Source organism: Bradyrhizobium sp. UFLA06-24 (assembly GCF_054967145.1).
This window is the reverse complement of sequence record NZ_JADFUE010000002.1, coordinates 273562-293899: the sequence shown is the minus strand read 5'-3', so window position 1 is coordinate 293899 and position 20338 is coordinate 273562. Positions and strand designations below refer to the sequence as shown.

Below are 20338 nucleotides of genomic sequence, written 5' to 3'. Positions count from 1 at the left end.
AGAGGTAACCTGAATTCATTCGCATCACCGGGGAACTACGGTCGGATACGGCGCGTAAACGCTCAAAAAATTACCGGAGACACCTGGCTGAAATGACAGCCTGCGGTGTTTTGTCGGACATGACAAAAATGTCAGCGTGAATTGACCTGGCGCAGCTTGCGAGACGGAACCGAATGCGGTCCTAGTCGCAGCATTGGATGGAGGGCACAAACCAATGAACTTTCCTTATCTCTCTCGTTATCAACCGGTTCTCTTGAGCCTGTTTCGCTTCATCACCGGGCTGCTGCTGTTCCAGTACGGCATGACCAAGCTCTTCCACATTCCGCAGGTGGCCATGTTCGCCAATCCCCCGCCGCTGATCTGGACGGCCGGCCTGATCGAGCTCGTGCTTGGCGCGACACTCATGCTCGGATTGTTCACCCGCCTCTCGGCCTTCGTCCTCTCCGGCGAAATGGCCTTCGCCTACTTCCTTGGCCACGTCTTCCACATTTCCAAGGAAGGCCCGCCGGTGTTCCTGCCGCTGCTCAATGGCGGCACCGCCGCCATCCTGTTCTGCTTCGCCTGCCTCTATCTCGCGGCAGCGGGCGGCGGCGCGGTCAGCGTCGATGCGCTGATGGGCAAGGAGAGCGAGGCGACGGGCGGTGCTTTCGCGCGGCGCTGACGCACACGCAATCGACATTGAGTCACGGGACGGCGTCGGCAATTTGCCGGCGCCGCCTCAGCGAGAGCCCAGCACGTTCCAGATCAGGACGAGGGCCGCTGCAAGCAGCACGGACATGATGAGGCGGTGAACGAATCGGTTCATTGCAGGTCCGGCCAGGCGCGATAGCCGCCAAATTTCAATTTCCACCTCCCGGCACAAGAGTACCGGCCCGCGTCTGCACATCGTCGCTTGCCTGCTCTTGTGCGCATGGAGCTGCGAAACTGCCCGCGCACGGCAGGTGCCCGCACGGCTATCTTCATGATTGGTAAGAACTTCATGCTAGCGATGGGAGCAATAACAAACATGTCGTAGGGGCTGTGATGAAGCTGCTGAGCCATCTGAAGATCCGCACCAAGCTCACAAGCATGGTCTGCCTTGCGGCCCTCACAGTCACTGCCATCATCGCGGTATCGGCGGTGCTCAGCAAGAGCCGCATGATGAACGACCGGGTCCAGCAGATGAAGGCCGCGGTCGATCTGCTCCACAGCCTCGCACAGACTTTCCAGGATGACGTCGCTGCCGGCAAGATGAGCCTGGATGACGCCAAGCTCCAGTTTCGCCAGCGTGCCCGCACCATGAAGTTCGGCGGCGGCCAAGGCTATCCCGTCGTCTACAACCCCGATACCTCCATCCTGGTCAATGGCGCCAATCCGCAGCTCGAAGGCAAGATCACAGGCGCCACGGATTCGAATGGCGTCTTGATCGCCGATGCACAGCTGAGCGCCGCCCGGCAGGCCCCCCAAGGCGGCGTCACATCCTATCTCTACCCGCGCCCCGGCCAGACCGAGCCGGTCCGCAAGACCGTGTTCGTCCGCCAGTTCACGCCCTGGAACGCCACGATCAGCTACGGCCTCTATGTCGACGACATCGACGCGGACGTTCGTGCACTCACGCTCGAGCTCGCCGCGATCGGCGCCGGCCTGATGCTGCTGATGGCGACGCTGTCCTGGCTGATCGCCCGCGACGTGCTCGGCGCACTCGACCGGCAGAAGACCCGCATGCAGGACATCGCCGACGGGGCCATCGACATCAAGGTCGAGGAGACCGATCGCGGTGACGAGATCGGCCGCATGGCCGAGACACTCGAAGTGCTCAGGCAAACCGCCCTGACGGCCCGTAGCCTGGAGGCAGAGCAAGTCGCAGCCAAGGCGCGCAGCGAGCAGGAGAAGCGCGACGCCCTGATCTCGCTCGCCGATCGCTTCGATGCGTCGGTCGGTCAGCTCGTGGGCATGATGGCTTCGGGCTCCGGCGAGCTGGAAGCCACGGCCAAGTCGATGTCGTCGACCGCGACGGGCACAAACCAGCGAGCCACCGTGGTCGGCTCCGCCGCAATCGAAGCCAGTCAGCGCGTCCAGACGGTGGCGGCAGCCGCGGAGGAGCTCTCTTCCTCCATCACCGAGATCAGCCGCCAGGTCGCGCAATCGGCCGAAGTGACGGGGCGCGCCGTGGAGAGCGCTCGCCGCACCGACACCATCGTGCGCGCACTCTCGGACGGGGCCCAGCAGATTGAGCATGTCGCGGAGCTGATCTCCAGTATCGCGGCGCAGACCAACCTGCTCGCGCTCAACGCCACCATCGAGGCTGCCCGCGCCGGTGAAGCCGGCCGCGGCTTTGCCGTCGTCGCCTCCGAGGTGAAGTCGCTGGCGAGCCAGACCGCGGAGGCGACGCGCGAGATCGGCGACAAGATCGCCCAGATCCAGGGCGCAACCAAGGAAGCCGTCGACGCCATCGGCGGCATCACCGCCACGATCGAGGAAGTCAGCCGGATCGCCACCTCGATCGGCGCCGCAATCGAGGAGCAAGGCGCCGCTACCGCCGAGATCGCCCGCAGCGTCTCGCAGACCGCCGAGGCCACCAAGGAGGTCACCACCAATATCGGCGGCGTCAGCGCCGCCGCCAACGAGACCGGCAACGCCGCCGGCATGGTGCTCGCGGCCGCCTCGAACCTCTCCAAGCAGGCCGAACAGCTCTCGGGCGAAGTCGGCACATTCCTGGCAGGCGTGCGCGCGGCTTAAGCGGTACGGGAGTCTCAGCGGGAAAGGCTCATGCCGGGTACATCCGGGCAAGGACGCCGCGGCTAACGCCGCGGAAGGCTGCAACCATTCGACAATTGTCTCGCCGTACCCGTGGGGCTGTCACCGGACTGCGACGACGGCAGCTCGTCGATCGGCGTGTTCTGCTTGCCGGTGTTGAACTCCATGATCTTCCGGGTCACGCCGGGAAAGATCGCCGAGATCGGATTGACGCGCATCACGGGGGCGGCCGGTGTGCCGACCACCTCGTAGGTCACGCCGATCAGTCCCTCCTTGTCGCCGGCCCCCAGGAACAACCCCAGCACCGGAATCTGTCCGAACATGTTGTTCAACCCGTACATCGGCACGAACGTGCCGCTCATGCACACCTGGTTGCCGGGATAATCGATCGAGCCCTCGATGGTGGCGCCGATCATGGGGCCCTTGACCACGCCGTCACGGACCGTCAGCGCGCCGTTCTGACGGATGAACTCGGCGCGGAGTGCGCTGAAGGAGACGCCATTGCCGGTGCCATTCGGAGCGCCGGCTGCAACGCGCTCAAGCTGGGCCTCGCCCTTCACCGTGAAGTCGCGCACGTTGATGAGGCCCTCGCGAGCCGTATTCGGCTCTGAGGTCGGCGGCTCCATGGCAACCACCATCTGGCCGCCGACCGCCTTGGTGTAGGTGTCGGTGAAACGCAGCAGCGCGCCGGCATCGTTGGTCTGGAGATAGATCACCTCTCGGCTGCCCTGCGCACGCCCGCCGCGCAAGTCCGCCGCAACAGGCGTATTCTGACCGATCCTTCCGCTCAGCGAGAACGCCTTGATCGCCCCGCTTCGCTTCGACATCTTGGCATCGACGCTGCGCATCGCCTCGCCGTTGAAGCCCATGACGGCGCCGAGCTTCACATCGATGTCGAAATCGACGTTCTTAAGCTTGCTCTTGCTGTCGTCCTTGGAATTGCCCGAGATGGCCGACTTCAGGAAGCCGCGGCCGTCGAACACGTCACCGCGCATCGTGCCTCGGACCACCCCGTCCTGACCGCGCTCGACCTTCAACGACGTCTTGTCACCGTCGGACGGCGCATAGGTCGGGAAGTTCGCGTTCATGAGGTCGCCGTTCGGATCGACTTCGAGCGAGCCCTTGATCGAAGCGCCGCCGCCTTCGATGACGATGTCCTCGAGCCGCGTCGATTGTGCCGTGGGCACCACCTTGAACGTCGCCTTGCTCGACTTGCCCGGCAGCTTGACCCAGCCGGGAAGGATGTTGTCGAGTTTGACCGAGGTCAGGTCTGCCTCGATGCCAAGCTTCGTCGTCGCGTCAGGACCGCCGGCAATCTTGCCCGAGACCTTGACCGGGACTGAACCGCTGACGGCCGGACTGAGATCGAAGCCGAGGCGCGCACGGCTGGCATCGTCCAGCGTCGTCTGCAATTTGACGTCGGCATCGCCATCGGTGGCCTTACGGTAGTCAAGCGAGGCCGCCTGCCCGTTGATCTTGACGTCGCCCTTGACCTGGTAACCCCCGTTGTTGGCGACGATCTTGAGGTTGTTGGCCTCGAGCTTCTGGTTCATCACCAGCTTGTCGGCGGCAAAGCCGTTGAGATCGGCGGTGACGGCGTACGTCGTGTCCGCCTTGGTCAGTTCGCCCTTGACCGGCATGCCGAGCTGGATGCTGGCCGTGAACGTTCCCTTGCTGGTGTTGGGATCGACGACGGTGGACGACAGATCGCTCAACCGATCGTTGGAGAGCATTTCGGCCGCCGCGGGCACCGGACCGTCGACACGGAATCGGGTTCGCGACGGCGACGGCTTGGGCGCCATGTCAGGCACCTCGAAGGTAAAGTCCGAGATGGTGATCTTGCGGCCCGCGGGCGTGTCGGCAATGCCCTGGCCGATATTCACGGTGGCGGTGCGGCCGGTCACGTGCGCCTTGAGGTCGGCATCGTGCACGACCGGCATGCCGTCCACGGGCCGGACCGCGACGCCGCTCGCCACGATGTTGACCGACAGGCCGTCATCGGGAATCGGCGGCCCCTTGCGCGGCAGGTTACGGGTCGGCGAATTGATGCCGACCTCGATGCGCTGGAGCGTGCCGCGCTCGATCCGCTCGATGACCCATTGGCGCAGTTCCGGCACGACCAGCGTCGGCCACATCCGCTTCAAGGCGGAGGCCGACATCGGCGTCCCCGCAAAGCCGAGCGTCAGGCGCGGCTCGCCCGAATAGTCGATCGCGCCCGTCCCGGCGACGCCGATCTCGCCATTGCTGATATCCGCCTGCGTCAGCAGCAGGCGCTTGTGGTCGGTGTCGAAGCGGAAGCCGATCGCGATGCGGTTGAAGACCAGCGGCGGCTCGTTGTCGATGCCGCCGAGCAGGATCGAACCGCCGCTGAAGCCGAGCTGCCAGTCGTTGATGGTGCCGTTTGGCGGCTCGAGATGGGCCAGCAGCGTCATGCGATTGGCGCCCGAGAGAATCTTGAACGGCGCCACCAGCACCCGGCGTCCCGCATCCCACTCGACATTGATCTCGGCCGAGTCGATCGCCATCGGATAATCGGGCGTATCGGTGTCGATGATGTTGCCCGCGCCGACCGCGATCTTGCCGCGGAAGAACGTCGGCACGCCGTCGCGGCCGAGCTCGCCCTTCAGCTCGCCGGTCAGAGGCAGGTCAGCCGTATAGGTCAGATCCTTGACGCGCAGCGCCAGCAGGATGTTGGAGGTCGAAACCTTGTCCGCGCGGATATCGACCGACCGCACGCCATTCTCGGCAGGTCCGATCGTGGCGCGCAGCGACCACGGATGGGCGCCCTCCTCGCCGAGGCTGAGCGTCACGCCACCATGGCTCGGCCGACGCAGACCGAGCGTGATGTTCTCAAACGTCCATTTGCTGCCGCGCTGCTGGTCGTCGACGATCAGATTGCCGTTCTTCAGACCGATCTCGTTGAGGTTCTGGCCATCGAGGCCGGTCATGCTCAGGCTGTCGAGCCAGTCGAGCCCCTGAAGGATTCCGCTCTGCGCGACGAGCTGAGGTGCGGCCTGAGGTGCATCGGGGGTCGCGGGGGCCATCCCGAACGGCGGCGGCGGCACGCCGTTACGCGGGAACGTCGGTGGCAGGCCCGCTTCCTTCTTGGATGCGACGCCGGTTGCGAGCGGCTTCGCCGTGTCACCGGCGGACACCGTGACGGTCCCGTCAGGTGCGATCCGGATCGCGAGTTCGGCATCGACGAGGTTGAGGCTTTCGGCGCGCAGATGCCCGGTGAGGAGCGCGACCCCGGACAGCCTCACTTCGGCCTTCGGTGCACTGGCGACGATGGCGTGCTCATGATCGCGAACGATGATGTCGCGGATGCGCACGGCAATTCCGATCCGGCCGGCGCGCTCGATCTGGGTGCCACCGACCTCCACGGTGTTGCCGTGGCCGATATTGTCCTCGATCGCGGCCGCGAGCCAGGGCGTTGCCATATCGAGATTGATGGGACCGGCACCGAGTCGCCACCACAGCGCTCCAAAGCAGCCGACGAAGATGACGATCAAGGCGCCGAGGACGATGGACATCCGGCGAACCCAGCGTCCGCTCGGCAGCGCCCGCCGAAGCGCCGAGAAGCCGCCGCCGAGCCGGAAGCGCGAACCGGAGCGCGACAACAGGCGGCGTGCGCGATGGCCCGCCTCCTCCTCCTGATCTTGATCCCAGTCGGCCTCGTCCCATTCCGGCTGCTCGTGGTGGCCGCCGTGCCGATCGAAATCCTTGATGTGGTCCTGGGGCGACGTATTCCTTGCCATTGCCTCTCGATACAGGCGCCCGTCGTACGACTGAGCGCCACCGGGACCGCAGCCATCGACAGGGATCGACGCACCCCGCCCCGGCATTGCCGCCATACCTCTGATGTTCCTGCTGTTCGTCATTTCGCCCCGGGAGCGCGTTCAACGAGCAGTGGGGTGGTGCGTGGAATTCCTTGTAACCATACCCGGTCGCCGCCAAACTTGCCCAGCCGAGGGCGCGAATCCGGCACACCGGACGAGAGCTGCAATACCGCTTTGGTTGACCCGCCGAAAGCGACGAAAGGAAGGCGTATGTCCAAGAAATCCCGAAAGAAATCGTCCAAAACGCCCTCCGGCAGTCCGATCGCTAAAAAGAAGACCCTGAAACCACGAGCATCGACTCAAACACGCAGCGCGAAAACACAGCCGGCGTCGGCTGCCAAATCAGGCCAGCCGGGGGCGCAGACAGCATCGCATAAGGCCGCATCGAAACGGTTAAAATCTTCTGAAAAGACCACCAAGCCCGCCCCCTCGCCGTCCGGCGCCAAATCCGCCCTGGGCGAGGGGCAGAAGGCCCCGGCGTTCCGCCTGCCCCGCGATGGCGGCAAGGTGGTCACCCTGTCGGATTATACCGGCCAGAAGCTGGTCCTGTTCTTCTATCCGCGTGCCGATACGCCGGGCTGCACGCGCGAGGCGATCGACTTCACCCGGCTCAAGGACGCCTTTGCCGCTGCGGGCACCGCGGTGCTCGGCATTTCGGCCGACCCGTTAAAGGCCCAGGAGAAGTTCCGCGACAAGCACAGCCTCGGTATTCCGCTGATCTCGGATGAAGCCCATGAGATGCTGGAGGCGTATGGCGCCTGGGGCGAAAAATCCATGTATGGCAGAAGCTTCCTTGGAATTCTTCGCACGACGGTGCTGATCGGGAGCGACGGCAAGGTGGCCAAGATCTGGCGCAATGTCCGGGTGGATGGTCATGCCGACGAGGTGCTGGAAGCTGCAAGAAGTCTTTAACCAGCCCGTCAAAATCGAGCGTTCCCGTTTCCTGAAAATTAACCATGACCGGCCCAGATTGCCGCGGCAATTAGGCCGCAAGGAACCGTTCCGACCGGCGCGGGAGTGCCGATGTCGAAAAGTTCTGCCCAATATTCGCAGTACCCCCAGCATCACCCCCACGACCGCGGACGTGCCTTCCATCGTCGTCCCACTGCAGCAGCGGCGGCGATCCCGCTCCCCGATAGCGACCACGCCTACACCATCCAGCATCACGGCAAGCAGGTCCGCCTGGGGCCGGTGGTGTTCTGGATCGTGGTTGGCACCGTCGTTCTGCTCGGCCTATGGTCGGCGGCGACGGCCACCTATTTCGCATTCCGCGACGACGTCCTGACCCGGTTGATCGCGCGCCAGGCCGAGATGCAATACGCCTACGAGGACCGCATCGCCGAGCTGCGCGCCAAGGTCGACCGCGCGACGAGCCGGCAGCTGCTCGACCAGGAGCAGTTCGACCAGAAGCTCGACCAGATCATGAAGCGCCAGACGGCGCTGGAGTCCCGGGCGACGGCGCTCGGCGCCATGCCCGACATTACGGGATCGATTCCCCGCGCAGCGCCGCAACGTGGCGAGGCGCCACAGACGACAACGCAAGGCACGCCCAAGCCGTCGCCGATCAGCGACACCGTCATCTTCGTGGCGCCGCCCGATCGCGAAGCGCGGCTCGAATCGCGCGCGCCGGCCGTGATGGCGCCGCCGGCCAATCAATTCGCCAAGAACCAGGGTTTCGACAATGTTCTGGTCCGGCTGACAAATTCACTCGACCAGGTTGAGCGCCGCCAGGTTGCGGCGCTCAATGCCGTCGAGGAAGGCATGGATTCGCGGATGCGGCGGATGCGCGGGGTGGTCAGCGACCTCGGCCTGAACCTCGCCAGCCTCGAGGCCGCCGTGCCCCGCGCCGCGATGGGCGGTCCGTTCGTGCCGGTCAAGCTCACCGCGAATGCGGGGCCGTTCGAGAAGCAGCTCTATCGCATCAATGTCACGCGCGCCGAGATGGACCGGCTCAACCGCACGCTGGCGCAGGTCCCCTATCGCAAGCCCGTCGTCGGCGAGGTCGAGTTCACTTCGGGCTTCGGCGTGCGCAGCGACCCGTTCCTCGGCCGGCCGGCGATGCACACCGGTCTCGACTTCCGCGCCGCGACCGGCGATCCCGCGCGCGTCACTGCCAACGGCAAGGTGGTTTCGGCAGGCTGGTCCGGCGGTTACGGCCGCATGGTCGAGGTCGATCACGGCAATGGCCTGTCGACCCGCTACGGCCATCTCTCGGAGATCAACGTGAAGGTCGGCGAGATCGTGAGGATCGGCCAGGTCATCGGCCTTGTCGGCTCGACCGGCCGTTCGACCGGCCCTCATCTGCATTACGAAACCCGGATCGATGGCGAGGCCGTCGACCCGCAGAAATTCTTGCGCGCGGGCGTGCGCCTCAGCGCAGGCTGAGCCGTCAGCGCCGGCCACCGCCCATTCTGCCTCCGGGACCTCCAAAGCCGCCGCCCATTCCGCCGCCGGGACCCATCGGACCTCCGCCCGGCGCGCCGCCTGGTTCAGGCGGCGGGAAACCGGAATGACCACCGGGGTCAGGTCCAAGCGCACCCGGCCTACCGGGCTGATTGTTGCTCGGGCTCGGTGTGGGGCGATCGGGATGCATGATCGAACCGCCGGGTGATTTGCCGGGACCACCCCCGCCGGATGGAGGCGCACCCGGTCCTGGACCGATCGCCCGGGTCGACTCCACCTGGAGCCCGTGCGAGCCATCGAACACCCCGTTGACGACCATGCGCGCTTCGCCCGCCGCGGGCCCGAAGCGCGAGCCATCGTGGGCGACGAGCCCCGAGCCGAGCTGGAGGCTAGAGCCCGCGCGCCGCACGTAGGCCTCGATCGACAGGCGGCTCGCGCCGACGAGATCCGAGAAATCCTCGATGCGCGTGCGCGTGGCCTGCATCGCGCCCTGGCTCGCGCGGCCCTCGATCTGGACGCGCTGGCCGACCAGCAAGGGATCGACGCCGTTCAGCTTCAAAGCCCCGATATGAAGACCGTCGGAGCTGCGCTCGACCAGACCCGTGACACGTTCAGTTGCCTCCTTGCGCGGTTCGACCAGGCTCGCGACGATCACGCCGTCGGTCCGGCGGAGGCCATAGACCGCCACCTGGGTGCCGGCGTGGAGCTTGCTGTCCTTGCCGCCCGTCACCACCTTCTGGCCGAGCACCGTCAACTCGTTGCCCTTCACCTGTTCGACCGGACCGGAGACCTCGCTCGCGATCGAAATGTAGGGGGTGACCAGCGTGCCGTCGGCATGCCGCGTTGCGACCACGCGTGCGAGCTGGCCGATGCGCAGATCTTTCGAGGTCGCCGCCCGACCGTCGATGTGCACCGGCACGTCGCTCGCATAGGTGATGCGCTCGCCATTGACGTAGATACTGCCAAATCGCTGGATCACACCGACGATGCCGGTGCCGCCGATGCCATGATCGTCACCCCGCGTGATGCCGGTGCCGCCGATGCCTTGATCCGTGCCGCGCTTGACCTGCGCGCGCGCGATCGCGGTGCCCGCGAGCCAGATTCCGGTCAATAGCAGGCGACGTGAGATTTGCGGCAGTCGGCTCATCAGGAACTGCCTTCCTTACCGTTTTCCTTGCTGTTTTCCTTGCCGACCTCCTTGGCCTCGCCCTCTTCATCGGCATCTTCGCTGTAGATGTAGATGCCGAAATTCCAGCGGGCGTCGCCGCCTTTGTCCTTGGCAAGCGCGCGGTTGGCCTCGCGGTTGGCGGTCTTCAGCGCATCCATCGCGAGCTCGCGCGAGCGCGCCTCGAGACGCCGCGCAAGCTTGGGGGAGATATTGTTGTAATGGACCGCTCGCTCGAGGAAGCGCGGTGCCGGTCCTGATACGTTTGCCGCGGCCGCGGCGATATGGTCGTGCAGATTGCGGCCGAGATAATGCCATTTGCTGTCGTCCGCGCCACTGGGAACGAACGCCGCCTCGACCAGCTCGATCTCATCGGCCGCGTTGATGGTGACGAGCTTGCGGTCGATCCATTCGTCGAGCACCGCACGCGGGCGCACGTCCTTGGTGACGGAGGCGACGAGTTGTTCGAATGACGGCGCATCGCTCTCGGCCGTGCGCCGCAAAGCCAGCGGCTCGCCTTTCGCATCGGTGAACTCGGGCGCGGCGAGCCAGCGCGCGATCACCGCGCTCGTCAGCGAGACCGCAGCCGGCGTCTCGTGCACCGGCGCGCCGGCACCGCGCAGCCGTGCCACCTCCTTGCGGTGGATGCCGGTGAGCAGGCTGACGCGGCTGTCGGTCTGCTCTTTGCCCTCAAGCGCGAAATCATGCTCGGCGACATTGACGAAGAGCTCGCGGAGCAATTGCGCCAGGGCCGGAAAAGTCATGCCGCTGCGAATGCAGAGCCGCACGAGCGGGCGCAGCAGCCGCGCCAGCGGCGCATGCAGCTTTGCTGCGGCATTCGGCTGCGGAGCCGCCGCTTTGGGCCCGGACTTGGCATTCATGTCTGAATTGTATGCGGGAAACATGTGGGACACAATCCCACAATTTCGCACCTCGCGATTGACGTGGTAAATTTTCCCACATATACGACGCGCTACTGAGGGCGCGACGTAAAGGGACTTGACCCATGGCTGACCGCTTGGTCCGCATTTCCACTTCACCGCGTGCGGTGGCGATTCCCCATCGGGAACACGGAGCGACGATGCCGATGCTGCCGGCCCTGCTGCGCGCCGTGATCTTCATGGCGGTGCTGTCCGCACCATTCGTGGCAGCACTGATCGCGGGCTGAAGCCATTATGCATCACACCAGCCACTCTCCGCGCCGCCCGTCGGTGCTGCACATCTTCAAGATCTACTACCCCGACCTGTTCGGCGGCACGCTCACCGTAATCCGGGATATCTGCGCCAGCCTGAAGGACGCCTTCGCCTCCGCCGTGCTGGTCTGCTCGCAATCGGCCGAGCAGCGGGAGATCGTCGTCGACGATGTGCCGGTCGAGCGGGTCCGCTCGTTCGGCGATGTGCTGTCGCTGCCCGCCGCCCCAACCTACCCCTGGCGGCTGTGGCAGAAGATCGCCGACCACGACCTCTTGGCGCTGCATGCGCCCTTCCCGCTCGCCGACCTCGTGTTCGCCTTTGGACTCGGCCGCAGGAGGCCGATGGTGGTCCACTGGCACGCCGACATCGTTACTCACGCGGGCCTGCGCTGGTTCATCGAGCCCTTGATGCGGCGGACGCTGCGCCAGGCCAAGGCGATCATCGTGTCCGATCGCGTGCTGGTCGATAAGACGCCGCTGCTGCGGGAATTCGAAGACAAATGTCACGTCGTGCCGTTCGGCATCGATACTGACGTCTATGACTGGCCGAAGATCGAGCCTCACCATGTCAACGATCGCGGGCGCCTCGTGCTCGCCTGCGGCCGGCTGGTGCCGTACAAGGGCTTCGACGTGCTGATCCGCGCCGCCGTCAACCGTGCGTTCGAGGTCTGGATCATCGGCGAAGGCGTCGAACGCACCCGGCTCGAGCAGTTGATCGGCGAGCTCGGCCTCGGCGAGCGCGTCCGCCTGCTCGGCTCCGTCAGTGATTGCGAGCGCATCAAGTTGATGTGCCTTGCCGACGTCTTCGTGATGCCGTCAGTCACCAATGCCGAGACCTTCGGCCTCGTCCAACTCGAGGCCATGGCAGCGGGCCGTCCCGTGGTAAATACCGCGCTCGACACCGCGGTGCCGCGCGTGGCGCGCCACGGCATGGAAGCACTCACCGTTCCGCCCGGCGACGCCGAGGCGCTCGGTGAGGCCATCGACGCCCTGATCAGCGATCCCGGGCGACGCCGCCGCATGGGACTGTCCGCGCGGACGCGAGCCGTGAGCCGCTATTCCACCGCGACTTTCAAGGACGGCATGGAATCGGTCTACCGCGCGGCCCTCGCCGCCTCCCGCGACCAGCCCGCGGACGATCATCAGAAGGAAACCGGCTGGTTCGACAGCATCGGGATCGCAGCCATACTCGCCTGGTCCGACATGCGCCACCGCTATGTGCGCTCGCTGCTCGGTCCATTCTGGATGTCGCTGCAGATGGCGATCGTGGTTGTGGTGCTCGGCTCGGTGATCGGGCAGATGTCGAATGGCGACATGCTGGCGCGCCTGCCCATGCTGGCTCTCTCGATGACGGCCTGGACCTTTCTCAACAGCGTCGTGCTCGATGCAACCACCGCGCTTCAGAACTCCGCAAGCCTGATCCGCGACCGTGCGCTGCCGCCGGTGATCTTCCTTCTGCAATGCACGTTCCGTCAGGGGCTGTTCGCGTTGCATAACGCCTGCGTGCCGCTCGCGCTCTGGTTATTGCTCACGCCGCACAATCTCTCTGGAGCACTCGCAACGTTACCCGGCCTGTCGCTGTTCGTGGTCTGCACTTTCGCCCTCAGCCTCGTCCTCGGCGCGCTGGCGACCCGGTATCGCGACCTCAAGCCGATCATCGAATCCACGCTGATGCTCGCCTTCCTCGCTTCGCCCGTGATCTGGTCCGCCGATATGGTCAATCATCGCTCGACCGTGATGCGGCTCAATCCGCTGACGCATCTGTTTGCAGTTTGGAGAGAGCCGCTGACTGGCGGCCATGTCGGGGCGACCAGCATCATCTATGTCCTGGTGACGCTGACGCTGCTGCTTGGTGCCAGCATGCTGACCCTGGGCCATTTGCGCAAAGCCGCCTTCTGGATCTGACCGATGGCCTGCATCTCCTTGCGTAATGTCTGTCTCGACTATCCCCTCTACGGCGCCTACGACTTCTCGCTGAAGCGGCGTCTGATTGGCCACCTCATCCGCGAGAAGGGCGAGAGGCGGGTCATCCGCGCCGTCGACGACATCACCATCATGGCCGAGGCCGGCGCGCGCATCGGGCTTGCCGGCCCCAACGGATCCGGCAAGTCGACGCTGCTGCGGCTGATCGCAGGAGTCTACCCGCCAAGCAGCGGCCAGCTCTCGATCCGTGGCAAAGTCGTCCCTCTGCTCGGCCTCAATGCCGGCGTGAACCTCGACTTCGTCGCCGAGGACAACATTGCGCTGCTGCTACGGATCAGCGGCCGCAAGCCGACCCGTGCCGTCATCGACGAGATCTGGGCCTTTACCGAGCTCGAAGCCCGCATGCAGCGGCTGCCGTTGCGGATGTTCTCCTCGGGCATGTTGATGCGCGTGCTGTTCGCGACCGCGACCGCCTTTCCGGCCGACATCCTCCTGCTCGACGAATGGCTGAGCGTGGTCGACGAACAGTTTGCAGAGAAGGCTGAGCGGAGGCTGCAAAATCTGGTCTCGCAAGCCGCGATCGTGATCATCGCCTCGCACGACCAGCCGCTCCTGCGTCGCACCTGCACCAGCATCATCCATCTGGATCACGGCCGCATCGCCTCGACCGTCACCGTCGAGCAACCTCCGGCTCTTCCCTTCGAGCTCCGCGAGATCAGCGCATGAAGCTGAACATCCTCGTCGTGTCCGAGTCGCTCGGACAACCCAACCACAAGCGGGGCATCTTCCACTTCACCCGGGAATTGACGCGTTCGCTCGCCTCGGAAGGCCACCAGCTCACGCTTCTCGTGGAGACCTCGAAACGCTATCGCAAACTGTGCCGGCGCGAGCAGCGCACAAAGTTGTTCCCGACGCAGTCACGCACCATCGGATTGCTCGCGCTTTATCGCTTTCTGGACGAAGTCAATGTCGGCGGGCCGGTGACGTTCAGCGGCACTCGCCAGAAGCTCGACTGGCTTCGCCGCAGGGGCAGCATGTTGCTGTCGCGCGATAACCTCCTCTGCCTCCTGCGTGCCATCGGCTTGCGCGGCCTTGGCGCCGAGCTAATCGAGAACCGGACCGCCGCACTCGAATACATTCCGCCGGATCTCCGCCATCTCGAACTGTTCCGCGACTTTCAGCTCGAGCCCGGCTTTTTCAATTATCAGGACTCCTCGGCCTTCTTTCTGCTGCCGCCGCCGCGGATCGACGCCCGCGATTACGACCTCATCGTCGTGGATACCCCGACGAGGGTGGCGGTCAGGCGCAGGCCGGGCGCCAAGGTGATCTGCGTGATCCACGATTTGTTGCCGCTTACCGATCTCAAGCTCAGCGACATCTCCACGCGGCAGTTCCTGGCGCGAATGCGCACCAGTCTGCGTCATGCCGACGAACTCGCCTTCGTTTCACACTATAGCATGATGCGGTTCAGGGAATTGCTGCCGCAATTTGCACACCTACCGGCGCGGGTCGTATATCCCCGCACCCGGTTCGACGCTCCGGATGTCCTGCACCTACCAGGCCCGTCAGGGCCTCCGGGGCGGCCGAACTTCGTCATCATCGTGTCGAACGAACCGCGCAAGAACGTCACTACCGTCCTTCGCGCTTTCCGCAACATCCCACAGGCCGATCTGGTGGTGATCGGCTATGCCGGACAGATCAGCCGGATGCGCGACATTCCCGGGAACGTCCGTTTCGCCGGCTATGTCGACGAGCAGGAGAAGGCCGCCCTGATCGCAGAGGCGCACGGCCTGATCATGCCGAGCCTGGCGGAGGGGTTCGGCATCCCGATCATCGAAGCGCTCGCCGCCAATACGCCCGTGCTGTGCTCGGACATCGCCGTGTTCCGCGAAGTCGCCGGCGAGCTCGCGGATTATTTCGACCCCTTCGCACCAGAGTCGATCGTCGCCTCCGTCACGCGCGTATTGGCGCGACAGGAGGAATGCCGCGGCAAAATCCGCGCCCGCCGCCGAGAGCTTTCGGAGCGCTTCGGCTATCAGACCCAGGCCCGCGATTTCCTCGGGCTGGCCGCACCACCGGAACGGCTGGTCGCGGCGCAATAGGCTGCGTGAGCATGAAAACCGAATCTCTCGCGTGCGCAGGTGCCCCCGCCGCTCCGGCGAGACAAGGCTCGGCCATCTTGATGCGGGCCGCCGATGTTCTCGCTGCACTGATCGCAGCATCACTGCCGTGGTCGACCACGGCGCCCTCGGTCTTCGTTGGGCTCTGGCTGCTCGCGGTGACGCCGACCATCGACTGGCGGGATTATGGGCGCCGCCTCACGCAGCCGGCTTATGCCCTGCCCTTCCTCATGCTGCTGCTAGCGGTTATGGGCATGCTCTGGTCGGACGGTGACTGGGCCGACCGGCTGCATGCGGTCAAGCCGGTCGCAAAGCTCGTGCTGATTCCGCCGCTCCTCTATCATTTCAGTCGATCGGAACGCGGCTATCAGGTTTGTCTCGCCTTTCTCGTGTCCTGCGCCCTGCTTGCGGTGTACTCCTGGATCGTGCTGTTCGATCCCACCCTCAAGCTGACCGCGACGGCATCGTCAGGCGTTCCCGTCAAGAACTACATTGACCAGAGCCAGGAGTTCACGCTGTGCGTCTTTGCGCTCGCATTGCCGGCGCTCAGCTTCTGGCGCGGCGGAAGCACCATCGCGACGATCGCTTGCCTCGCGCTGATCGGACTGTTCCTGACCAACATGGTCTTCGTCGCCTTCGCTCGGACGGCGCTGCTCTGCATCGCCGTCCTGCTGACGCTGTTCGCCTGGCGGCACCTGAGCCGGCGCGCAGCGCTGCTGTTGCTCGCAGGCGTTATCGCCGCAAGCGCACTGGCCTGGACGTCGTCGCCCTATCTGCGCCAGCGCATCACCGATATCGTCGTCGAATATCAGCACGGGCGCGAGGACATCAGTCGCGCCTCGACCGCACAGCGCCTGACGTATTGGCGCAAAGCGGCGACCGCCTTTGCCAAGGCGCCGCTGTTCGGCCACGGCACCGGGTCGATCAAGCGGCAGTTCGAGCGCGCCGCTTCCCAGGAGAGCAGTCTCGACGCCGAGATCGTTAGCAATCCGCATAACCAGACCCTGCACGTTGCGGTGCAATGGGGACTGTTGGGCGTCACCCTGCTCTACGCCCTGTGGATCGCCCACCTTCGCCTGTTCATGGACGATGGTCTTGCCGCCTGGATCGGCCTCGTGGTCGTCCTGCAGAACATCGCGAGTTCACTCCTGAACTCGCATCTCACCGATTTCCACGAGGGCTGGATCTATGTGCTCGGCGTCGGCCTCGCCGGCGGCATGGCTGTGAAAACCAAGGCCAGCGCCGACTACTGACTGTGCTCGTGGCCGACCTCGCCGGTTATGACGTCGCCGAACAGCTCCCAGGCCTGTCCATTGAAGCGCATCAGCTGCATCTGCTCGATCGGAAAGTAATCGTCCGGCGAGGTGTTGACCATGATGCCGGGCAGCATCAGGTCCGTGTGGAAGTTCTTCAGGTTAGCGGCCTGTTTCATGACGTTGTCGCGCGTAAGATTGTCGCCGCACTGCTTCAAGACCTGCGCCATCGCTTCGGCCTGCACATAGCCATAGAGATTGTTGGCATTGGCCTTGTCACCCTCTGGGTAATATTTGTCCATGAAAGCGCGCCACGCGATCACCGCCGGATCCTTGTCCCAGGTCGGATCGGTCGGATCCTTCAGATACGCGGTCGAGATGATATCCTTGGAGTAGTCGAGACCAGCCGGCTTGAGCACCGAGGCGATGGAGGTCGCAGTGTTGGCCAGGAAGAATTTCGGCTTCCAGCCGAGCTCGCCCACTTTGCGGATCGCCTGCGCCGAGCCTTTCGGCGCGGCCCATGAGAAGAAGATGTCGGCGCCGGAATCATGCAAGGCGACGATCTGCGAGTCGATCGAGGGATCGCTGACCTCGTAGGACTTGTCGGCGATGATCATGTTGGCCTTATCGCCGAGGCCGTCCTTCAGGCCCTTGAACTGGTCTTTTCCGGCGTCGTCGTTCTGCCAAAACACCGCGATCTTGCCATCAGGGAAATTATCGCGAATGTATTTTGCGTAGATCCGCCCCTCGCTCTGGTAGTTCGGCTGGAAACCCATGGTCCAGGGAAAGTTCTTGGGGTCGCCGAACTTGGTGCCGCCGGAGGCAACGAACAGCTGCGGCACCTTCTTGGCGTTCATGTACTTCATGATCGCGGAATTCGAGGGCGTGCCGAGCGACTGGAAGATCAACAGCACCTCGTCGCTCTCCACCAGCTTGCGCGCCTGCTCGATCGCCTTCGGCGGCGAATAGGCATCGTCATAGCTGATGAAATTGATCTTGCGCCCGTTGATGCCGCCCTGGTCGTTGATCATTTTGAAGAATGCGGCTTCGGTCCTGCCGATCACGCCGTAGGACGATGCCGGTCCGCTATAGGGCATGATGTTGCCGATCTTGATTTCAGTGTCGCTGGCGCCGGGATCGTATTTCTTCTGCGCCGAAGCCGGTGTCGTGGCGAGCACGCCGGCAGCAAGCATGGCGAGGGCAAGGTGTCCGCGACGACCCGGCATTGGTCTCTCCCCTATCTTTGTCGTTCTTGTTTTGAGGAGAGTGTCGCGCGGCCGCCGGTCGCTGGCAAGCGGCAGGATTTTCCGCGAAGTGAAACGGAACCAAGGCAGGATAGGCAGGATCACGACCGCTCGCGCGACCTGGCCTCCCCGACAACACGGCTGCGACTGCCCCAATCACCAGCGCCCCACCAAACAGCGCATCCACGGGCGGCACTTCGCCAAAACCCACCCAGATCCAGAACGCCATCAGCGGCGTCTCCAGCGTGGCGATCAGGGAGGCTTGCCCTGACGGCAAGAGACGCGTGACGAACGGCGCCGTGCTAGCTCGCCGCTGCAGCAACGAGGGCAATGCCGAGACCGCGTCCCGATCGAGGCCGCCCCATGAAAATTCTGGTTAAGTCGAACTTCCCGGCTAAGACGGCGTCTTCGGCCGCGAAACCAGCTCGATCATCCGACCTTCGTCCTCGTCGGGCATCGCGGCCTTGGCCTGCGCATAAGCATCGACGGCGGCGCGCGAGACCCGCGGCTTCTCCGTCAGCAGGCTCTCCGCGAGCCTCACGGCATAGGCGGCATCCTTGTGCCGAAGCGCCGTCGTAAACGTCGCACCGCTGAAATCGCGGGCGACCATGCGCTTGGAGTGCCGTAGCACCTGCGGGCTTGCGGCCACGCCGGTCTGGATGGATTCCAGCACCAGCTTCATGTCGAGCCCGGCCTGCTCCGCGATGGCGAGGCCCTCGGCGAGACCTGCGATCTGGATTGCGCCCATGAGGTTGTTGATGAGCTTGTAGACCGTGCCGGAGCCGACCGCGCCGAAATGGCGGATGGTCGAACCGATCGGTTCGAGGAACGGCCGTGCGCGCTCGAGGTCGGCCGGATCCGCGCCGGCGAGCAGCGTCAGCTTCCCGGCGGCCGCTGCATCCGGCAATCCCGTCACGGGGCAATCGATATAGATGAGCCCGCGTGCATTGAGCTCGCGCCCCATCTCGCGGACGTGGTCATAGGAGACGGTCGAGCATTCGATCGCGATCGTGCCTGCTTTCGCCGTCTTGGCCGCCCCTTTGGGACCGAGCCAGACCGCGCGCGAGGCCTCGTCATCGGCGACCATGGTCACCACGGCGTCGGCATCGATCGCCGCATCCTCAGGCGAGGTCGCCCAATGCGCGCCGCGCGCGATCAGGTCTTCCGCTTTCGCCTTGCTGCGATTCCACAGCATCAACGTAAAGCCGGCATCGAGGTAACGGCCGGCCATGCCATGGCCCATGCGCCCCAATCCGATGAAGGCAACGCGGGGCATGCTAGTCGACGTCCTCGACGTCACCGGCGGTGGTGCCGAAGGCGCGCTGCGCCAGGGTCGCCGCCATGAACTCGTCGAGTTCGCCGTTGAGCACGCCCGATGTATCGGAGGTCTGCACGCCCGTGCGCAGGTCCTTCACCATCTGATAGGGCTGCAGCACGTAGGAGCGGATCTGGTGGCCCCAGCCGATATCGGTCTTGGCGGCCTGGTCGGCGGCAGCCTTTTCCTCGCGCTTCTTCAGTTCGATCTCGTACAGCCGCGCGCGCAGCATGTCCCAGGCCTGCGCCCGGTTCTTATGCTGGGAACGGCCGGCCTGGCAGACCACCGCAACGCCGGTCGGAATGTGCGTCAGGCGAACCGCGGATTCGGTCTTGTTGACGTGCTGGCCGCCGGCGCCGCCCGACCGCATGGTGTCGGTGCGGACGTCGGATTCCTTGATGTCGATCTTGATGCTGTCGTCGATGACGGGAAACACCTGCACACTCGAGAACGAGGTGTGTCGCCGCGCGTTGGAATCGAACGGCGAGATGCGCACGAGGCGGTGCACGCCGGCCTCCGTCTTCAGCCAGCCATAGGCATTGTGCCCGGAGACCTGGATGGTTGCGGACTTGATGCCGGCCTCTTCGCCCTCGGACTCTTCGAGGAATTCGACCTTGAAACCGTGCGTTTCGGCCCAGCGCGTGTACATGCGCAGCAGCATCTGCGCCCAATCCTGGCTCTCGGTGCCGCCGGCGCCGGCATGGACCTCGAGATAGGAATCGAAGCGATCGGCTTCACCCGACAGCAGCGCCTCAAGCTCGCGCCGCGCCACTTCCTTCTTGAGGTTCTTCAGCGCGGCTTCAGCCTCGGCCACGACACCGGTATCGCCCTCGGCCTCGCCGAGCTCGATCATGCCGATATCGTCTTCGAGCTCCTGCTCGACCTTGCCGATGCCCGAGAGCGAATCCTCCAGCGAGGTTCGCTCCTGCATCAGCTTCTGGGCTTTCTGGGGATCGTTCCAGAGATTGGGATCTTCTGCGAGCTTGTTCAGCTCGGCGAGGCGCGCTGTCGATTTCTCGACGTCAAAGATGCCTCCTCAGCAGCCCGACTGACTGCTTGATCTCTTCTACCAACCGTTCGATTTCGGCGCGCATGTCGTTCTCTGATCTCGCGGAATCCCGCGTGCGATTGTGATGGGGATGTAGCG

15 protein-coding genes are annotated in these 20338 nt (G+C 64.6%); 9 read left to right on the top strand and 6 right to left on the bottom strand.

What is annotated here, in order from left to right:
- Positions 1–214: 214 nt before the first annotated feature.
- Complete coding sequence (locus tag IF809_RS03855) at positions 215–661, top strand: DoxX family protein (RefSeq protein WP_453979095.1); 447 nt, start codon at positions 215–217, stop codon at positions 659–661.
- Positions 662–1023: 362 nt separating this feature from the next.
- The gene (locus IF809_RS03850) at positions 1024–2718 is read left to right on the top strand and encodes a methyl-accepting chemotaxis protein (RefSeq protein WP_462836865.1); all 1695 of its coding nucleotides are present in this window, start codon (positions 1024–1026) and stop codon (positions 2716–2718) included.
- Between the two features lie 62 nt (positions 2719–2780).
- Here the strand turns inward: IF809_RS03850 and IF809_RS03845 are convergent, their stop codons facing one another.
- Positions 2781–6581: a YhdP family protein gene (locus tag IF809_RS03845; RefSeq protein WP_462836889.1), complete on the bottom strand. Its 3801-nt coding sequence runs from the start codon at positions 6579–6581 to the stop codon at positions 2781–2783.
- Positions 6582–6785: 204 nt separating this feature from the next.
- Here IF809_RS03845 and IF809_RS03840 point away from each other — a divergent pair, with 204 nt between their 5' ends.
- Together IF809_RS03840 and IF809_RS03835 are read left to right on the top strand one after the other, a co-directional pair.
- Positions 6786–7487: a peroxiredoxin gene (locus tag IF809_RS03840; protein WP_462836864.1), complete on the top strand. Its 702-nt coding sequence runs from the start codon at positions 6786–6788 to the stop codon at positions 7485–7487.
- Between the two features lie 111 nt (positions 7488–7598).
- The gene (locus tag IF809_RS03835) at positions 7599–8960 is read left to right on the top strand and encodes a M23 family metallopeptidase (RefSeq protein WP_188637441.1); all 1362 of its coding nucleotides are present in this window, start codon (positions 7599–7601) and stop codon (positions 8958–8960) included.
- Positions 8961–8964: 4 nt separating this feature from the next.
- Here IF809_RS03835 and IF809_RS03830 read toward each other — a convergent pair whose 3' ends face one another.
- The gene (locus tag IF809_RS03830) at positions 8965–10125 is read right to left on the bottom strand and encodes a DUF5666 domain-containing protein (RefSeq protein WP_462836863.1); all 1161 of its coding nucleotides are present in this window, start codon (positions 10123–10125) and stop codon (positions 8965–8967) included.
- The gene (locus tag IF809_RS03825; RefSeq protein WP_462836862.1) at positions 10125–11024 is read right to left on the bottom strand and encodes a DUF6502 family protein; all 900 of its coding nucleotides are present in this window, start codon (positions 11022–11024) and stop codon (positions 10125–10127) included. The genes IF809_RS03830 and IF809_RS03825 overlap by 1 nt, the downstream gene beginning before the upstream one ends.
- 125 nt (positions 11025–11149) lie before the next feature.
- Between IF809_RS03825 and IF809_RS03820 the strand changes: the two genes are divergently transcribed.
- From IF809_RS03820 to IF809_RS03800, 5 genes are all read left to right on the top strand, one after another.
- Positions 11150–11311, top strand: a complete 162-nt coding sequence (locus IF809_RS03820; protein WP_462836861.1) for a hypothetical protein — start codon at positions 11150–11152, stop codon at positions 11309–11311.
- Between the two features lie 7 nt (positions 11312–11318).
- Positions 11319–13241 (top strand): glycosyltransferase, encoded by a 1923-nt coding sequence (locus tag IF809_RS03815; protein ID WP_462836860.1) that lies wholly within the window; start codon positions 11319–11321, stop codon positions 13239–13241.
- A gap of 3 nt (positions 13242–13244) precedes the next feature.
- Positions 13245–13985, top strand: a complete 741-nt coding sequence (locus IF809_RS03810) for an ABC transporter ATP-binding protein (protein ID WP_462836859.1) — start codon at positions 13245–13247, stop codon at positions 13983–13985.
- Complete coding sequence (locus IF809_RS03805) at positions 13982–15361, top strand: glycosyltransferase family 4 protein (protein ID WP_462836858.1); 1380 nt, start codon at positions 13982–13984, stop codon at positions 15359–15361. Before IF809_RS03810 ends, IF809_RS03805 begins: the two co-directional genes overlap by 4 nt.
- 80 nt (positions 15362–15441) lie before the next feature.
- Positions 15442–16632 (top strand): O-antigen ligase family protein, encoded by a 1191-nt coding sequence (locus tag IF809_RS03800; RefSeq protein ID WP_462836857.1) that lies wholly within the window; start codon positions 15442–15444, stop codon positions 16630–16632.
- Here IF809_RS03800 and IF809_RS03795 read toward each other — a convergent pair.
- The 3 genes from IF809_RS03795 to prfB form a co-directional block, all read right to left on the bottom strand.
- Entirely contained in the window at positions 16626–17858 is a 1233-nt protein-coding gene (locus tag IF809_RS03795) for an ABC transporter substrate-binding protein (RefSeq protein WP_453979103.1), read from the bottom strand. The genes IF809_RS03800 and IF809_RS03795 overlap by 7 nt on opposite strands.
- A 412-nt stretch (positions 17859–18270) precedes the next feature.
- Positions 18271–19152 carry an NAD(P)-dependent oxidoreductase gene (locus tag IF809_RS03790; RefSeq protein WP_462836856.1) on the bottom strand — a complete coding sequence of 294 codons (882 nt, stop codon included), beginning with the start codon at positions 19150–19152 and terminating at the stop codon, positions 18271–18273.
- 1 nt (position 19153) lies between these two features.
- Positions 19154–20285 (bottom strand): peptide chain release factor 2 gene (prfB, locus tag IF809_RS03785; protein WP_453979105.1). Its coding sequence is split into 2 segments (ribosomal slippage): positions 19154–20215 and positions 20217–20285, totalling 1131 coding nucleotides; the frame shifts between segments, so codons are not numbered across the junction.
- Positions 20286–20338 lie beyond the last annotated feature (53 nt).